The sequence below is a fragment of the Falsiroseomonas sp. genome (assembly GCF_051860665.1).
GTDB lineage: Bacteria > Pseudomonadota > Alphaproteobacteria > Acetobacterales > Acetobacteraceae > Falsiroseomonas.
In genome coordinates this window covers 1-15741 of sequence record NZ_JBHYDM010000036.1, presented here as the reverse complement: position 1 = coordinate 15741, position 15741 = coordinate 1, and the positions used below count along the sequence as shown (strand labels likewise).

The following is a 15741-nucleotide window of genomic DNA, read 5'->3' as shown; positions in this document are numbered from 1 at the left end:
AGAAGCGAATGCGCTCCGGTGGGGGAGCGTGGCCCGCCGCGAGGGTTAGACCCCCGCCGCGGACCGCGCAAGCATCAAGTCAATGCGCCTCGGGCCGCAGGAAGACGCCGGCCCGCGCCGCCATCGCGGTGCGCCAGGTGACCCAGCCGGTGAGGCCGGTGTTCAGCGCCAGCGCCAGCCAGCCGAAGACCGGGTGGAACCCCTGCACCATCAGCATCACGGCGAAGGCGGCGGAGGGGAAGGTGACGCCCCACCAGGTCAGGCTGAAGGGCACCCGCGCCAATTCCCGCGCGAGCGAGAGCAGCGCGGCCGCCACCAGCAGCGCCACGCCGGTGAAGGCGAGCGCCAGGCTGTGCCGTTCCCCGGTCAGCGCGGCCACCGCCAAGGCGCCCACCGCGGGCGGCGCCAGGAAGATCGCGATGCTGGGCCGCATGGCGAGCGGCAGCGGGGGGCCGGCGATCAGCCGGTGCAGCAGCAGGGGCAGCGCCGCGAGCCAGAGCACCGTGCCCACGCCGAACATCATCCAGGAGGCGTCATGAAATCCCATGCGCGCGCCGAAGACGGGGGCCAGGATATTGCCGACGAAGGGCACCAGCAGCGGCGGCGCCAGCATGGCCACCTCTCCCCGCCCGGCCAGCACGCGGCGCAGCAGCAGCATCGCCACTACCAGGTGCAGCGCCACCGCCACGCACCACAGCCCGGCGCCAAAACCCGGCGCATGCGGGAAGGCGGCACCGGCCAGGATCATCAGCCCCACCGTCGGCGTGGCGGCGAAGGCGACGCGCACCGGGTGGCGCAGCTCGGCCAGCATGGCGTCCGGATACAGCCATGCCCGCGCCGCCTGGCCGGCCACCACCACCAGCCAGACCAGCGCCGCCAGCAGCAGCACCGCCTCCCCGATCACGGCCGGCGCGCCGAGACTCGCGGCCGCCTCCCGCCAGGCGAGGCCCATCCCGCCCAGGCCCATCGGCAGCACCAGCAGCGGCAGCGGCAGATGCGCGAGTCCGGGCGGCGCGGCCGGTACCGGCACGGCGGCGACCACCGGCGCGGCCGCGGGCGGCGGCGCGGGCTCGCTGGGGGCGGCCAGCGCCGGCGCGTCGATCGGCGCGGCGCCGGCCGGAATGGCGCCCTTGGCCTTGGGGCTGCGCGGCTTGCGCGTGCCGCTCACAGCGTCACCTCGCCGCGCAGCACCGGCACGCAGCCGCCACCGACCGTGGCGCGGATGCCATCCGCCGCGCGGCGGGCGGTGGTGCGCAGCAGGCTCGGGCGGCCCATCTCGACGCCCTGGGTGATGTCCCAGGCGCCCTGCTCCTCGCCCGAGAGTTTCAGCAGCAGGGCGGCCAGCGGCGTCGCCGCGCTGCCGGTCGCCGCATCCTCCACCGTGCCGCCGAGCGGCGCGAACATCCGCGCGCGCACGTCGCGGCCCTGCGGCGCATAGAGATAGAGCGCGAAGCGCCCGGCAAGCTGCGGCACCGCCTCCAGCCCCGCGCGGAAACCGGCGAAGTCGGGCTGGGCACGGGTCAGCGCCTCCGGCGTCACTTCCGCGATGACGAAGAAATTGCCGGTGCCGGCGCGGATCGGCGCATGGCGCGCCGTCACGATATCGGCCTCCGCCAGCCCCGCGGCGCGGGCGACCAGCGCGGCCGGAACTTTCACATCCAGGGTCAGCGGCTGCGGCGCGGCAATGGTGGTCTCGGTGCCCTCCACCTTCACCTCGACCAGGCCGGCGATCTCCTCGAAGCGCAGCAGGCCCCCCACCGCGCGGTCGCGCAGCACGAAGCCGGTGCCGACATTGGGATGACCGGCGAAAGGCATCTCGTAGTGCCGGGTGAAGATGCGCACGCGCGCGGTATTGGCCGGGCTTTCGGGCGGCAGGACGAAGGTGGTCTCGGAAAGATTGAACTCCGCCGCCAGCGCCTGCATTTCCGCATCCGTCATGCCGCGCGCATCGGGGAAGACGGCAAGCTGGTTGCCGCCGAAACGGCGGTCGGTGAAGACGTCCACGGTGACGAAGTCGAAGCGCCTCACGGCAGGGTCTCCAGGCGGGAGGGATCCATGGTGATGCCATGGCCGAGCGGTCCATGTCCCTGCCCCAGCCCGGGTGCGGCGCGCATGGCGGCCTGCACATAGGCGCGGGCGCGGCGCACCGAATCCCGCAGCGTCATCCCCTGCGCCAGGCCACAGGCGATGGCGGAGGCCAGGGTGCAGCCGGTGCCATGCGTACTGGTGCTGGCGATGCGGGGGCTTTCGAAGATCTCGGTGCCCTCGGCGGTCGCCAGCAGGTCGGTCAGCACCTCGCCCTCCAGATGCCCGCCCTTCACCAGCACGGCGCGCACGCCCATGCGCAAAAACGCATCCGCGGCGCGATGCATCGTGGGCACGTCGGTGACGGGGAAGCCGACAAAAGCCTCGGCCTCCGGCAGGTTGGGCGTGATCAGCGCGGCCATCGGCAGCAGGCGTACCGTCAGCGTGGCCACGGCATCCTCCGCCAGAAGCCGATGCCCGCCCTTCGCCACCATCACCGGATCCGCCACCAGCGGGATGCCGGCGCCATGCTCGGCCAGCGCATCACACACCGCCTCGATGGTGGCGGCATCGGCCAGCATGCCGGTCTTGATGGCATCCGCGCCGAGATCCTCCAGCACCATGCGGATCTGCAGCCGGATGAAAGCGGGCGGCACGCCCAGCACATCCTGCACGCCCAGCGTGTTCTGCGCCGTCAGCGCCGTGACCGCCGTGGCGGCATAGCCCCCCAGCGCGGTGACGGTCTTGATATCGCCCTGGATGCCCGCCCCGCCGCCGGAATCCGATCCGGCACAAATCAGAACCCGGCCCTTCGCCCCGCTCATTCCGCCGCAGCCGCCTTCTTCAAGGCACCCGCCGCGGCGCGCGCGCGGATCAGGGCAGACAGCTCCGCCACCGTGCGCCGCATCTCCGCCGCATCCTCGGCCTCCGCCATCACCCGGATCAGCGGCTCCGTGCCCGAGGCGCGCACCAGCACGCGGCCGCGATTGCCGAGTTTCTCGCCCGCCGCCGCGATGGCCTTGGAGACCTCCGCATCGGCGAGCGGGGAGGTGCCGGTGTAGCGGATATTCTCCAGAAGCTGCGGCATGGGCGTGAAGCGGCGGCACACCTCGCTGGCCGGGCGCTTCTCCTCCACCAGCAGCGCCAGCACCTGCAGCGCGGCAAACAGCCCGTCGCCGGTGGTCGCGAAATCCGAGAGAATCACATGGCCCGACTGCTCCCCACCCAGGTTGCAGCCGGCCTCCCGCATCCTCTCGCCGACATAGCGGTCGCCGACCTTGGTGCGGTGCAGCTTCAGGCCCAGGCCCTCCAGATGCCGCTCCAGCCCCAGGTTGGACATGACGGTGGCGACCACGCCGCCGCCCGTCAGCTTGCCCTCCCGCTGCCAGGCGCCGGCGATGGTGGCCAGGATCTGGTCGCCATCGATGATGCGGCCCTGCTCGTCACACAGCGCCAGCCGGTCCGCATCGCCATCCAGCGCGATGCCGAGATCGGCCCGGCGTTCCCGCACCAGCTCCCCCAGCCGCTGCGGGGCGGTCGCGCCGCAATCACGGTTGATGTTGAAGCCATCGGGGGACACGCCGATGGAGACCACCTCCGCCCCCAGCTCCCAGAGCACGGTCGGCGCCACCTTGTAGGCGGCGCCATGCGCGCAATCGACGGCGATGCGCAGCCCCTCCAGGCTGCGGCCACGCGGGAAGGCGGCCTTGGCGGCCTCGATATAGCGGCCCGGCGCATCGTCCAGCCGGCTGGCGCGGCCCAGCTTGCCGGGGGCCGCGAGGGATTCGAGAAAGTTCGGCGCATCCATCAGCGCCTCGATCTCGGCCTCCTGCGCATCGGACAGCTTCAGCCCGTCCGGGCCGAACAGCTTGATGCCGTTATCCTCGTAGGGGTTGTGGCTGGCCGAGATCATCACGCCGAGGTCGCAGCGCAGGCTGCGGGTCAGCATGGCGATCGCCGGCGTCGGCAGGGGCCCGACCAGCACCACATCCATGCCGGCGCCGACGAAGCCCGCCGTCATGGCGGGCTCCAGCATATAGCCGGAGAGGCGCGTATCCTTGCCGATGACGACGCGGTGCTTGTGCGTGCCGCGGTTGAAGAAGCGCCCGGCGGCCTGGCCGAGGCGGAGTGCGGTGCCGGCATCCATGGGCGGCTTGTTCGCCGTGCCTCGGATGCCATCGGTGCCGAAGAGCCTGCGGGTGGGTGCGGTCATCCCCCGCTTATAGCGGCCGGGGCCGGGTTTGAAATCTACTCCGGCATCGCCCCCGGGCCGCGCTGGGCGGCTGACGGACATTTGCCCAGGATGATCATGCCCAGCACCTCGTCCTTGGTGACATCGGCCGTGCGGGCGGTGCCGACCAGGCGGCCGTTCTTCATCACGCTGACCCGGTCGGCCAGGTCGAAGACGTCATGGATATCGTGGCTGATCAGGAAGATGCCAATGCCCTGCGCCTTCAACTGCCGCACCAGCTCCCCCACCTGCGCCGTCTCGGCCGGGCCGAGGGCGGCCGTCGGCTCGTCCATGATGAGGATGCGGGCGTTGAAATGGATGGCGCGCGCGATGGCGACCGATTGGCGCTGGCCGCCGGACAGGGCGCGGACAGGTTCCTTGAAGCGCCGGAAATTGGGGTTCAGGCGCGCCATCACCTTGCGCGTTTCCGACTCCATGGTGGCGTCGTCCAGCATGCCCCAGCGCGTCGTGATCTCCCGCCCCAGGAAGATATTGGCGGCGGCATCCACATTATCGGCCAAAGCGAGGGTCTGGTAGATCGTCTCGATGCCATGGCGCTTAGCGTCGCGTGGGGTGGTGATATCCGCCGGCTGCCCCTCCACCAGGATCTCCCCGGCATCCGCGCGATAGGCGCCCGACAGGATCTTGATCAGCGTCGACTTGCCGGCACCGTTATGGCCGAGGAGGGCCACCACCTCGCCGGGCATCAGGTCGACGGAGACGCCATCCACCGCCTTGATGCCGCCGAAGGCGATGGAGATGTCGCGCATCTGGACGAGTGGGGTCATCGCAGCCGCCTCCGCCAGGCACCGTCCAGCCAGACGGCGAAGACCAGCACCAGCCCCACCACGATATTCTGCAAGGGCGTATCCACGCCCAGCAGCACCATGCCGGATTGCAGCGACTGCATCACCAGGGCGCCGAGCATGGCGCCGGCCACCGAGCCCAGGCCGCCGGCGAGCGAGGTGCCGCCGATGACGGCCGCCGCGATCACATAAAGCTCATCCAGCGTGCCCGCCGCATTGGTGGCCGCATTCAGCCGCGCCGTCGCGATGCAGGCCGAAAGCCCGGCCAAGGCGCCCATCAGCCCGAAGACCAGCATCAGCGTGCGCCGCGTATTGACGCCGGACAGCTCAGCCGCCTCCGGATTGCCGCCAATCGCAAAGACGTAGCGGCCGAAGCGGGTGCGGGTGGCCAGCACCGTCATGGCGATGCCGACGCCGAGCGCCACGATCACCGGCAGTGCCAGGCCATGGGCGATGAAGAGGCCACCCTCCGGCCAGGGGATGCCCTGCGCCTCCGCCATCCGGCGCGCCACCCCGGGCGGGATGGGATAGGCATTGGCCACCGCGACGGCGCCGAGCACCGCAAGGCAGGACAGGCCCATCAGCACCCCCTCTGCCCAGCCCGGCCGCACCGGGAAGCCGAAGGCCAGCCGCCGGCGGCGCAGCATGGCCATGCCGGCGACGATGGCGAGGCATGCGAGCGCGGCCAGGATCCAGGAGGCATTGGCCCCGATGGCCCCCTGGATGCCGCCGCCCAGCATGCGGAAGCGGCCATCCATCGGCGCGACGGTCTGCCCCTGCGTCACCCACCAGGCGCTGCCGCGCCAGACCAGCAGCCCGCCCAGCGTGACGATGAAGGAGGGAATGCCGAGATAGGCGACCAGCCCCCCCTGCAGCAGCCCGATCAGCCCGCCGAGGCCGATGCCCAGCGCCACGACGAGGAAGGCGGTCGCCGGATGCTCCAGCCCCAGCACCTCCGGCAGCCAGCGCGCCTGCGCCACGCCGACCACCATGCCGACGAAGCCGAGGATGGCGCCGACCGAGAGGTCGATGTTCCGCGTCACGATCACCAGCACCATGCCGCAGGCCATGATGCCGATGGAGGCGGTCTGGACGGAAAGGTTCCAGAGGTTCCGCGGCGTCAGGAAGGCGCCGCCCGAGAGCAGGTCGAACCCCACCCAGATGGCCGCCAGCGCGGCCAGCATGCCCACCAGCCGCGGGTCTATCTCAAGCTGCCGCATTCAATCGCGCCGCTCTTCTCCCTCCCCCGCATCGCGGGGGAGGGTCGGGGTGGGGGCCCGCACCGCGCGCCTCAATTGCAGGCCTGCACCCGCCCCGCCGGCACCCCCTGGCAGACCGCGGCCTTCGGCGCCCAGTTCGCCTCGATGATCAGGCCGAGATTGTCCCGCGTGATCGGCACCGGCGTCAGGAAGCGCGCCGTCATCGCGCGCCGCTGCGGCCCCTCGTTCCACTGCACCGCGCCCGGCACCTGCGCCAGCCGCGCCCCGCCGGCCAGCCGCAGCGCGATCTCCGCCGCATTCTTGCCGAGGTCGCGCGAATCCTTCCAGATGGTCACGGTCTGCGTGCCCTGGGCGATGCGGTTCAGCGCCGCGCGGTCCGCATCCTGGCCGGAAACCGGCACGCTGCCCGCCAGGCCCTGCGCCGCCAGCGCCGCGATGGCGCCGCCTGCCGTGCCGTCATTCGCCGCCACCACCGCATCGATGCGGTTGGAATTGCGGGTCAGCATCTGCTCCATGTTCCGCTGCGCATTGGCGGGCAGCCAGCCATCGGTATAGGCCTCCCCCACATTGCGGATGCGCCCCGAATCGATATGGGGCTTCAGCACCTCCATGCTGCCGCGGAACAGGAAATCCGCATTGGGGTCGGCGGAGCTGCCCTTGATGAAGGCGTAGTTGCCCTCCGGCTTCTGCGACAGGACGCTGCGCGCCATCATGCGGCCGACCTCGACATTGTCGAAGGTCAGGTAGAAGACCTCCGGCATCTCGATCAGCCGGTCATAGGCCACCACCGGCACGCCCTCATCGATCGCCTTCTGCACGGCGGGGCGGATGGCGGCGGCATCCTGCGCCAGGATGATCAGCGCGCGGGCGCCGCGCGCCAGCAGGCTTTCCACATCGGTCAGCTGCTTGGCGGGCGAGGATTGCGCATCGGCCGAGAGGTAGCTGCCACCGCCCTCCCGCAGCGCCGCCTGGATCGCCGCCTCATCGGTCTTCCAGCGCTCCTCCTGGAAATTGGACCAGGAGACGCCGACCACGGGGCCCCTGCCCTGCGCCCCGACGCCACGGCCCAGGAAGGGCGTGGCCAGACCTGCGCCGAGGATCACCCGGCGCGAAAACCCCTGCTTGATCTCCGACATGCTCCGCTCCCTTCGCGCATGGCCTTCCGGGCCATTCTTGGGGGAAGCCTCCGCCATCGTATACGCGGACGTCAAGCGCCGTGTGGGGTCCGGGTCAGTCTTCCTCCTCCTCCGCGCCGCCCGAGAGGGCGCGCCAGACGGACAGGGCCTGCACCGTCTCCGCCACGTCATGCACACGGACCATCGCCGCCCCCCGCGACGCCCCCGCGAGCGCCGCGGCGACCGAGGCCGAAACCCGCGCCGCCGGCGCCTCGACGCCCGAGAGCCTGCCCAGGAAGCGCTTGCGGCTGGCGCCGAAGACGATGGGGCAGCCGAGGCCCGCCAGCAGCGGCAGGCGCTCGATCAGGGCCAGGTTGTGCGGCATGCGCTTGCCGAAGCCGATGCCGGGGTCGACGGCCAGCCGGTCCCGCCGCAGCCCCATCCGCTCCGCCGCCGCCACCCGGTCGGCCAGGAATTGCGCCACCTCCAGCGCCACGTCGCCGTAGCGCGGGTCCTGCTGCATGGTGCGGGGATCCTCGCCCAGCATATGCATCAGGATGACGCTGGCCTCGGACCGCGCCAGCACCCGCGCCGCGGCCGGATCGTGGCGCAGCGCGGTGATGTCGTTGACGATCTCGGCGCCGGCCTCCAGCGCCGCCAGCATGGTGGCGGCATTGCGGGTATCGACGCTGATGGTGGCCGCCTTGGCGAGCTCCCGGATCACCGGCAGCACGCGGCGGCATTCCTCCTCCGGTGGCACGGGCTGGGAACCGGGCCGGGTGGACTCGCCACCGATATCCAGCAGATCCGCCCCGGCCGCCAGCATGGCATGGCCGGCGGCGATGGATTCGGCGATGCCGCGCCCTCCATCGGAGAAACTGTCCGGCGTGACATTGACGATGCCCATGACCAGCGGCCGCCCGCAGTCCGAGGGCATGTCCAGCCCGGCGAAGCGCGGCAGGGGGCGGGTCAGGGCGAGCACCTGGGGCTGCCAGCGATCCGGCACCTCGGCGAGCGGCAGCGGGCCGGCCGGGGCATCCGGGCCGATCAGCCGAACCAGGGTGAAGGCCAGCGGGCCGCCGGCCAGCGGCAGCGCCAGGTCCGCCGCCTGGGCGGCGGCGGCGGCCTGGCCCTCGATCAAGCCGAGCGGCTCGACCCATGTTTCCGTCACGACTCGCGGCCCCCGGTGCGATGGCGGGCGACGATGCCCCGGCCCCGCGCCGGGGCAAAGCTTCCCCTGGCGTCAGGGGAGTGCGATTCAACGCCCGGGCTCCCGCAGGCCACGGGCGCCGGACATGACAACGGCCCGCTCGCGCGGGCCGCTGCCTCGGTTCCGGGTGGGGCGGGGATCAGGTGCCCGGCTGCGGCGCCAGGCCCGGACCCGCGCTCGGGCGCGGGGTCGGGCGGCCGCTGGTCGGCACGCTGCCGCGGCCCTGGTTCACCGGCTCATCCGGGCGGAGCCGCACGATCGGCTCGCCCTTGATGATCTGCTTGATCTCGTCGCCGGAGATCGTCTCGTGCTCCAGCAGGCCCTTGGCCAGCAGGTGCAGCTCGTCGATGTTCTCGGACAGGACCTTGGTGGCGCGGGCATAGGCGGCGTCGATGATGGAGCGGATCTCGCCATCGATCTTCCGCGCCGTCTCCTCCGACAGGTTCTTCGACTGGGTCACGCTATGGCCCAGGAAGACCTCCTGGTCGTTCGAGCCATAGGCGATCATGCCGAGATTCTCGGACATGCCCCATTCGGTCACCATCCGGCGGGCCTGGTCGGTCGCCATCTTGATGTCGCCCGAGGCGCCATTCGAGACCTTGTCCGGGCCGAAGATCAGCTCCTCCGCGACGCGGCCGCCCATCGCCATGGCGAGCTCGGCCTTCATCTTGGACTTGTGCTTCGAATAGCGGTCACCGGCCGGCAGGGACATCACCAGGCCCAGCGCGCGACCGCGCGGGATGATGGTGGCCTTGTGGACGGGGTCGCATTCCGGCTCGTGCATCGCGACCAGGGCGTGGCCCGCCTCGTGATAGGCGGTCATCCGCTTCTCATCCTCGGACATGACGAGGCTGCGGCGCTCCGCCCCCATCATGACCTTGTCCTTGGCCGCCTCGAACTCCGCCATGCCCACAGTGCGGCGCCCGGTGCGCGCCGCCAGCAGCGCCGCCTCGTTCACCAGGTTGGCGAGGTCGGCGCCAGAAAAACCCGGCGTGCCGCGCGCGATGGTCTTCGGCTCCACGTCGGAGGCCAGCGGCACCTTCCGCATATGGACCCGCAGAATCTTCTCGCGGCCATTCACGTCGGGGTTCGGTACCACCACCTGGCGGTCGAAGCGGCCCGGGCGCAGCAGCGCGGGGTCCAGCACGTCCGGCCGGTTGGTGGCCGCTATGATGATGACGCCCTCGTTGGATTCGAAGCCGTCCATCTCAACCAGCATCTGGTTCAGCGTCTGCTCGCGCTCGTCATTGCCGCCGCCGAGGCCGGCGCCGCGGTGACGGCCCACGGCATCGATCTCATCGATGAAGATGATGCAGGGGGCGTTCTTCTTGCCCTGCTCGAACATGTCGCGGACGCGGCTGGCGCCGACGCCCACGAACATCTCGACGAAGTCGGAGCCCGAGATGGTGAAGAAGGGAACATTGGCTTCACCCGCGATGGAGCGCGCCAGCAGAGTCTTGCCGGTACCCGGCGGGCCCACCAGCAGCACGCCCTTCGGGATCTTGCCGCCGAGCCGCTGAAACTTCTGGGGGTCACGCAGGAACTCGACGATTTCCTCGAGCTCGGACTTCGCTTCCTCGATGCCCGCGACATCGTCGAAGGTCACCCGCCCCTGCTTCTCGGTCAGCAGCTTGGCCTTGGATTTCCCAAAACCCATGGCGCGGCCGCCGCCGCCCTGCATCTGGCGCATGAAGAAGATCCAGACGCCGATCAGCAGCAGCATCGGGAACCAGGAGATCAGGATCTGGAACAGCGGGTTGACGTCGCTCTCCTCGGGCCGCGCGACGACGCGCACGCCACGATCCGTCAGGCGGCTGACCAGCTGCGGGTCCTCCGGCGTGAAGGTGGAGAAGCTGCGCCCATCATTGAGCTGCCCGGTCACCGTCCGGCCCTGGATGGTCACGTCGCGCACATGGCCGGCGTTCACCTCATTCAGGAAGTCCGAATAGGCCACCTGCTGCGCCGTCCGGCTGTTGCCGCCCGAGGGCTGGAACAGGTTGAACAGCGCCACCAGCAGCAGCGCCACGATGACCCAGAGCGCCAGGTTCCGGCCGAAATTGTTCACGTTTGCATCCCTTTGGGGCTTCCCCATTTGGACTTCGCGAGCCCGCGAAGATGGGCCGCACCGCACTCACAGATAGGTGCGCCAGCGCCAGCTTCCATCCCGATCCATTGAGACATCGTGGATGGCGGCCCGCAATCCTGCGCTCAACCCCCTGCGCCGCCCAGCGGCGCGAAGCGCAACCGGATGCCGAAGCTGGTTTCGGCGGCAGGATAGGACAGCGCGGGCACCGCGGCCAGCACAGTGTCGCGAGAAGCCGCATCGATCCGCCAGACCGCCGGCAGGGTCCCAGCCACCGCGGCCGGCAGCCAAAGCGGGCGGGGCAGGCCGGAGGCGGCCGCGCCCAGCGCGCCCAGCCAGAGGCCGGGCGGGGCCGCCCCCTCCACCCGGAATCGGCCATCCCACAAGACCCCCTCTGCGACCGGCACGGCCAGGTCCATGGCCGCCGCCTCCCGCAGCAGAAGCCCCTGGCGGGTCAGTCGCGCCCCGCCCAGCGTGCCGGCGCCCTGCGCCAGCAGCCGGCGGATCGCCGCCTCCCCCGGGGCATAGGCCGCGCCGCCGATCGTCCGCAGCAGACCGCCCAGCGCCGCGACCGCCACCCCGTCCCGGCCGAGCGCCGCCAGGTCGAGTCGGGCAAAACCCCATTCGGAAAGGCTTGCGGCTTCGGCCAGCCGCACCGCCACCTGCTGCTGCCGACGCTCCCGCCGGGCCGCGAAGGCGCGCGCCGCCTGGTCCAGCGCCGCCACCGCCGGCCCCTGCCCCGCCGCATCGCCCAGCGCCGCGCGCAGCCGCGCACGGGTGAAGCGCGGATCGGCATTGGAGGGGTCGCGCAGCGGCGCCAGCCCGGCCTCGGCCACCACCGCCTCCAGCCGCGCCGGGGCCAGGCCCAGCAGGGGGCGGATCAGCAGCGCTGCGCCGGCGCTGCGCGCGGCCGGCATGCCGGCCAGCCCGGCGGCGCCGCTGCCGGCCAGGCCGCGCAGCAGCAGCGTCTCCGCCTGGTCCGCCCGATGCTGGCCGAGCGCCACCCAGCCGGCGCCTTCCGCCGCCGCCAGCCGCAGCAGCGCCGCCAGCCGGCCCTCTCGCGCGCGCGCCTGCGCCGCGGGACCGGGGGCCAGGCCGAGCGGAAGGATGCGCGCTTCGATGCCCCGCGCCGCCAGCCAGCCGGCGACGGCCTTCGCCTCCGCCGCGCTTTCGGCGCGCAGGCCATGGTCGACGATACCGGCCAGCAGCCTGCCGCCCCGCGCGGCGCACCAGCGCGCGAGCAGCAGCGCCAGCGCCAGGCTATGCGGACCGCCGGAGACGCCGGCCAGGATGAAGGGGGTGGGGCCGAAGGGGCCCAGGGGCGCCATGAGCGGCGCCATGAGCGGCGCCATGCAGGCGCCGAAGTCCCGCGCCGGGCGCGGCGCGTCAGGCACGGTCAGCGAATTGCGGACGAAAGCCTCAGCGGCACTGGGCACGGCGGCGGGCATCGGCCACGCGCTCCGCCACCGGGCCGCGCAGGGCGGGGAACTTGCCGCGCAGGTCATTCAGCTGGCCGCAGGCGACGGTATTGTTGTTCATGCCGATCAGCGCAGTGGCGACGCCCAGCATCGCCTCCGGCGCCCGGCTGCCCTGCGGGGCGCGGCGATAGGCATCGTCATAGGCCACCGCGGCGCCGGCGAAATCGCGCTTCCCGTTCAGGGCATCGCCCAGCAGGATCTGCGCATCGGCCGCGCGCGCCGTGTCGCGGGCGGCGATCACCTCCCGCGCCGCGGCCTCGGCCGCGGCCCAGTCGCGCCGACCGAGCGCCGCCTGGCCCTCCGCCAGAGCGCGCTGCGGCGGCCGCGGGGCGGCAGCGGGGGCAGCGCCGGCCGGTGGCGTGGCAGCGGCAACCGGCGGGCGGGCGGGCGGCGTGGCGCTGCCCTGGCGCTGGCCCTCGATCTGCTGCAGGCGGAAGTCGATATCGCCTTCCAGCTTCTCCAGCCGCTCCTGCAGCGTGCGCTCGCGGAATTCGGATTGCTCGGCGCGGCCGCGCAGGATGCGCAGATCCTCCTCGAGGCGGGAGACGCGGTCGAGCAGCGCGCCGACCAGCTCGCCCTGCGGCGCGCCGCCCGGCGCGGCGGGACGGCTGCCGAGGGCGGAGGGCGCCTGGACCGGCGCCGGCATGGCGGTGGCGCCGCCACGGCGGAGCATCTCCACCTCCTGCCGCAATTGCAGGATCTGGTTCTGCAGGGCGATGCCCTCCCGCGTCTCGACCTGGGCAAGGACCGGGGCCGGCAGCAGCGCGGCGGCGAGGCCGAGGGCCAGAAGGGCAGTTCGGAATGGGCGCATGGCGAGCTCCTTCATGCCTGTGGCGCAGCCCCCCGATACGGCACGGCCGCATCCGGGGCCAGGGCCCGGCTTAACGAAGTGCCGTGACCTTGCGGCACGAAGTGCCGTGACCAGGACGAAACGCCCCCTGCCGATGACGGCGGAGGGCGTTCCGGACCCTGGTGACCTGCGGGCCTTCAGACGAAGGCCCGCGGCAGGCTCAGCGCACCACCGTGACGGCGCGGCGGTTCTGCGACCAGGCCTGCTCGTTGGAGCCGAGGGCGGCCGGGCGGTCCTTGCCGTAGGAGATGGTGGCGATGCGGGCCGGGGCGACGCCGCCGGCGACCAGCACGTCGCGCGCCGCATTGGCGCGGCGCTGGCCGAGCGCCAGGTTGTATTCGCGGGTGCCACGCTCGTCGGCATGACCCTCGACCGCCACCTGCACCTGCGGGTAGCGGGCGAGCCAGCCGGCCTGGCGGTCCAGCACCACGCGCTGGTCGGCGCGGACGCTGCTGCGATCGGTGTCGAAGAACACGCGGTCGCCGATATTGGCCACCAGGTCTTCCTGGCTGCCGGGGCGGGGGCCGCTCGAGGTCGTCTCGGCGCCGCCGCCGGTGGCAGCGGAGGACTGCTCAGTGCCGCTGCCGCAGGCAGCGAGCAGGGCCACGGCGGCGAGGGCGCCGAGGAGCTTGGTGTTCATCGGAGTCGGAATCCTTCCAGGGGTTGGCTTCGGACGAGTCGGGGGACGGTCCGAATGTGGGGTATGGTCAACAATCCGTGCGGCGGCAACAAGGCAGAATGCCCGTCGCGGCCCTTTCTTGCATCCGAAACAGTTACTGACATCTTGTCACGAAAGCAGCGGGCTCCAGGCCGGGTCCGAGGCATCGGTCGGCGTCACCATCTGCCGCTCGTTGAAGCCGGCGATATCGATCTGCGCGAGGCGGGAGGAATAGCCGCCGCCGCGGGCGTCGCGGGCCGCCGTCTCCCGGTAGAAGGCCAGCACCCGGCCATTCGGCGCGAAGGTCGGGCCTTCCATGGACCAGCCCTCGCTCAGGATCCGCTCGCCCGAACCATCCGGCCGCATCACCCCGATGGCGAATTGCCCGCCGCTGATCCGGGTGAAGGCGATGAGGTCGCCGCGGGGCGACCAGACCGGGGTGGCATAGCGCCCATTGCCGAAGGAGATCCGCCGCGCCCCGCCGCCATCGGCAGACATGACATAGAGCTGCTGGTCGCCGCCGCGGTCCGAGTTGAAGACGATCTGCGTGCCATCCGGCGAATAGCAGGGCGAGACATCGAGCGACCCACCGGAGGTGAGCTGCCGTTCCCGCCGGCTCGCGATGTCGACGACGAAAATGTTCGCGTCGCCTCCCCGGCTGGCGGACAGGACCACGCTGCGTCCATCCGGGGCGAAGCGAGGGCTGAAGGTCATGCCGCCAAAACTGCCCAGGACCTGCTGCTGGCCGCTGTCCAGGTTGAACAGATAGACTCGCGGCTGGTTGCGGAAATAGGACATGAAGGCGACCTGGCGCGCGGTCGGGTGGAAGCGCGGCGTCAGGGCCTGGAAGCTGCCATCGGTCAGGAAGCGGTGGTTCTCGCCGTCCTGGTCCATCAGCGCCATGCGCCGCGTGCGGCGGTCGCGCGGGCCGCTTTCGGCGATATAGACGATCTGGGTGTCGAAATAGCCCTTCTCGCCCAGCAGCCGCTCATAGATCACGTCGCTGATGAGATGCGCGATGCGGCGCCACTGCGCGGCCGGCGCGGTGAAGGCGGTGCCCTGCAACTGGGTATCGGCGAGCACGTCCCAGAGCCGGAATTCGACGCGCAGCCGGTCGCCCGTCGCCTCCACCCGGCCGGTGGTCAGCGCATGGGCGCCGATCACGCGCCAGTCCTGGAAGCGCGGGTTGGCGGCGGCCAGTTCCGGCGTCTGGATGAAGGCCTGCCGGTCCACCGGCCGGAACAGGCCGGAATTGCGCAGATTGGCCTGGATCACCCGCGCGATGTCGCGGCCCACGCGCTGCGCATCGGGGCTGGCGCCGGCCATGTCCGGCACCGCGATCGGCACCGGATCCGTCCGCGCCCGCGTCACGTCGATGACGGTGGTCGAGGAAGCGCCCTGGCCGAGCGCGAAGTCGGGCAGCAGGCTGGCGACAACCAGGCCCCCGGCGCCGGCAAAAACCCTGCGGCGCGTGAAACCGAAGCCCGGCAGAGTCATCGCAGAAATCCCCTCGGCGAGAAATTGAACTGGAAGCGGTTTTCGCCCGCCTGCAGGCGGCCCGGCGGAACCGGCAGCGGGCTGCAGGCCGGATCGCGCAGGGCGCGCCGCGCCTGCTCATATAGCGCGCGAGCGCGCGGTTCGCTCGGCACCCCATCGGGCCCCGGCAGCACATTTCGGATCACGCCTTCACGATCCACGATGGCGATCAGGCTGACCCGCATCTCGGACAGGCCCAGCATGCCCTGGTCGACGCGCCAGCACTCCCCCACCCGTTCCCCGATCGCGGCCCTTTCGCCGGCATTGAGCGAATCGGTGGCATTGGGCGCACCGCCGGCCGCGGCCGGCCGCGCCGGCTGGGCGGAGGGGCGCGCCGTCGGCGGACGGTTGGCGGCCTGCTGCTGGCGCAGGCGCTCCAGCGTATTGAGCACGCTGGTCGAACGCTCATCCGGCCGCGCGGTGGGCGGCGTGGAGCCGGTGCCCGGCTGCGTCACCGGGGTGGGCGGCGCGGGCGCGGGCGGCGGCGGCAGGGGCACCGCGGTCTGCGCCGGCGGCGCATTGGCGGGTGC

13 protein-coding genes and 1 pseudogene are annotated in these 15741 nt (G+C 71.9%); all 14 read right to left on the bottom strand.

Annotated elements, in window-relative coordinates:
- Positions 1-79: 79 nt before the first annotated feature.
- Entirely contained in the window at positions 80-1168 is a 1089-nt protein-coding gene (locus ACTIF1_RS23195) for a hypothetical protein (RefSeq protein WP_439598827.1), read from the bottom strand.
- Positions 1165-2028 (bottom strand): PhzF family phenazine biosynthesis protein, encoded by an 864-nt coding sequence (locus ACTIF1_RS23190; protein WP_439598826.1) that lies wholly within the window; start codon positions 2026-2028, stop codon positions 1165-1167. Before ACTIF1_RS23190 ends, ACTIF1_RS23195 begins: the two co-directional genes overlap by 4 nt.
- Positions 2025-2849: a bifunctional hydroxymethylpyrimidine kinase/phosphomethylpyrimidine kinase gene (thiD, locus tag ACTIF1_RS23185; protein WP_439598825.1), complete on the bottom strand. Its 825-nt coding sequence runs from the start codon at positions 2847-2849 to the stop codon at positions 2025-2027. Before thiD ends, ACTIF1_RS23190 begins: the two co-directional genes overlap by 4 nt.
- A complete protein-coding gene (glmM, locus tag ACTIF1_RS23180) occupies positions 2846-4237 on the bottom strand; it encodes a phosphoglucosamine mutase (RefSeq protein ID WP_439598824.1) in 1392 nt (463 codons plus the stop codon). Before glmM ends, thiD begins: the two co-directional genes overlap by 4 nt.
- Before the next feature lie 35 nt (positions 4238-4272).
- A complete protein-coding gene (locus ACTIF1_RS23175) occupies positions 4273-5043 on the bottom strand; it encodes an ATP-binding cassette domain-containing protein (protein ID WP_439598823.1) in 771 nt (256 codons plus the stop codon).
- On the bottom strand, positions 5040-6281 hold the full coding sequence (locus ACTIF1_RS23170; protein WP_439598822.1) for a sugar ABC transporter permease: 1242 nt from the start codon (positions 6279-6281) through the stop codon (positions 5040-5042). The genes ACTIF1_RS23175 and ACTIF1_RS23170 overlap by 4 nt, the downstream gene beginning before the upstream one ends.
- A gap of 71 nt (positions 6282-6352) precedes the next feature.
- On the bottom strand, positions 6353-7417 hold the full coding sequence (gene xylF, locus ACTIF1_RS23165) for a D-xylose ABC transporter substrate-binding protein (RefSeq protein ID WP_439598821.1): 1065 nt from the start codon (positions 7415-7417) through the stop codon (positions 6353-6355).
- 94 nt (positions 7418-7511) lie between these two features.
- Positions 7512-8567 (bottom strand): dihydropteroate synthase, encoded by a 1056-nt coding sequence (gene folP, locus ACTIF1_RS23160; protein ID WP_439598820.1) that lies wholly within the window; start codon positions 8565-8567, stop codon positions 7512-7514.
- Positions 8568-8745: 178 nt separating this feature from the next.
- A complete protein-coding gene (ftsH, locus tag ACTIF1_RS23155) occupies positions 8746-10671 on the bottom strand; it encodes an ATP-dependent zinc metalloprotease FtsH (RefSeq protein WP_439598819.1) in 1926 nt (641 codons plus the stop codon).
- Positions 10672-10814: 143 nt separating this feature from the next.
- Positions 10815-12083, bottom strand: a complete 1269-nt coding sequence (tilS, locus tag ACTIF1_RS23150; protein ID WP_439598818.1) for a tRNA lysidine(34) synthetase TilS — start codon at positions 12081-12083, stop codon at positions 10815-10817.
- Positions 12084-12108: 25 nt separating this feature from the next.
- Positions 12109-12978: a tetratricopeptide repeat protein gene (locus ACTIF1_RS23145; RefSeq protein ID WP_439598817.1), complete on the bottom strand. Its 870-nt coding sequence runs from the start codon at positions 12976-12978 to the stop codon at positions 12109-12111.
- Between the two features lie 199 nt (positions 12979-13177).
- Positions 13178-13657, bottom strand: coding sequence for a peptidoglycan-associated lipoprotein Pal (pal, locus tag ACTIF1_RS23140; protein ID WP_439598816.1), 480 nt, complete (start codon positions 13655-13657; stop codon positions 13178-13180).
- A gap of 147 nt (positions 13658-13804) precedes the next feature.
- Positions 13805-15172: a Tol-Pal system beta propeller repeat protein TolB gene (tolB, locus tag ACTIF1_RS23135; RefSeq protein WP_439598815.1), complete on the bottom strand. Its 1368-nt coding sequence runs from the start codon at positions 15170-15172 to the stop codon at positions 13805-13807.
- Positions 15169-15741: pseudogene (locus ACTIF1_RS23130) on the bottom strand (hypothetical protein); the annotation flags it as partial. The pseudogene ACTIF1_RS23130 and the gene tolB, both read right to left, overlap by 4 nt.

What these genes read in the sequence shown, in the direction of transcription:
- pal (WP_439598816.1), bottom strand. Translation starts at nt 13,657, where the DNA reads ATGAACACCAAGCTCCTCGGCGCCCTCGCCGCCGTGGCCCTGCTCGCT.
- thiD (WP_439598825.1), bottom strand. Translation starts at nt 2,849, where the DNA reads ATGAGCGGGGCGAAGGGCCGGGTTCTGATTTGTGCCGGATCGGATTCC.
- glmM (WP_439598824.1), bottom strand. Translation starts at nt 4,237, where the DNA reads ATGACCGCACCCACCCGCAGGCTCTTCGGCACCGATGGCATCCGAGGC.
- tolB (WP_439598815.1), bottom strand. Translation starts at nt 15,172, where the DNA reads ATGACTCTGCCGGGCTTCGGTTTCACGCGCCGCAGGGTTTTTGCCGGC.
- ACTIF1_RS23175 (WP_439598823.1), bottom strand. Translation starts at nt 5,043, where the DNA reads ATGACCCCACTCGTCCAGATGCGCGACATCTCCATCGCCTTCGGCGGC.
- xylF (WP_439598821.1), bottom strand. Translation starts at nt 7,417, where the DNA reads ATGTCGGAGATCAAGCAGGGGTTTTCGCGCCGGGTGATCCTCGGCGCA.
- ACTIF1_RS23145 (WP_439598817.1), bottom strand. Translation starts at nt 12,978, where the DNA reads ATGCGCCCATTCCGAACTGCCCTTCTGGCCCTCGGCCTCGCCGCCGCG.
- ACTIF1_RS23170 (WP_439598822.1), bottom strand. Translation starts at nt 6,281, where the DNA reads ATGCGGCAGCTTGAGATAGACCCGCGGCTGGTGGGCATGCTGGCCGCG.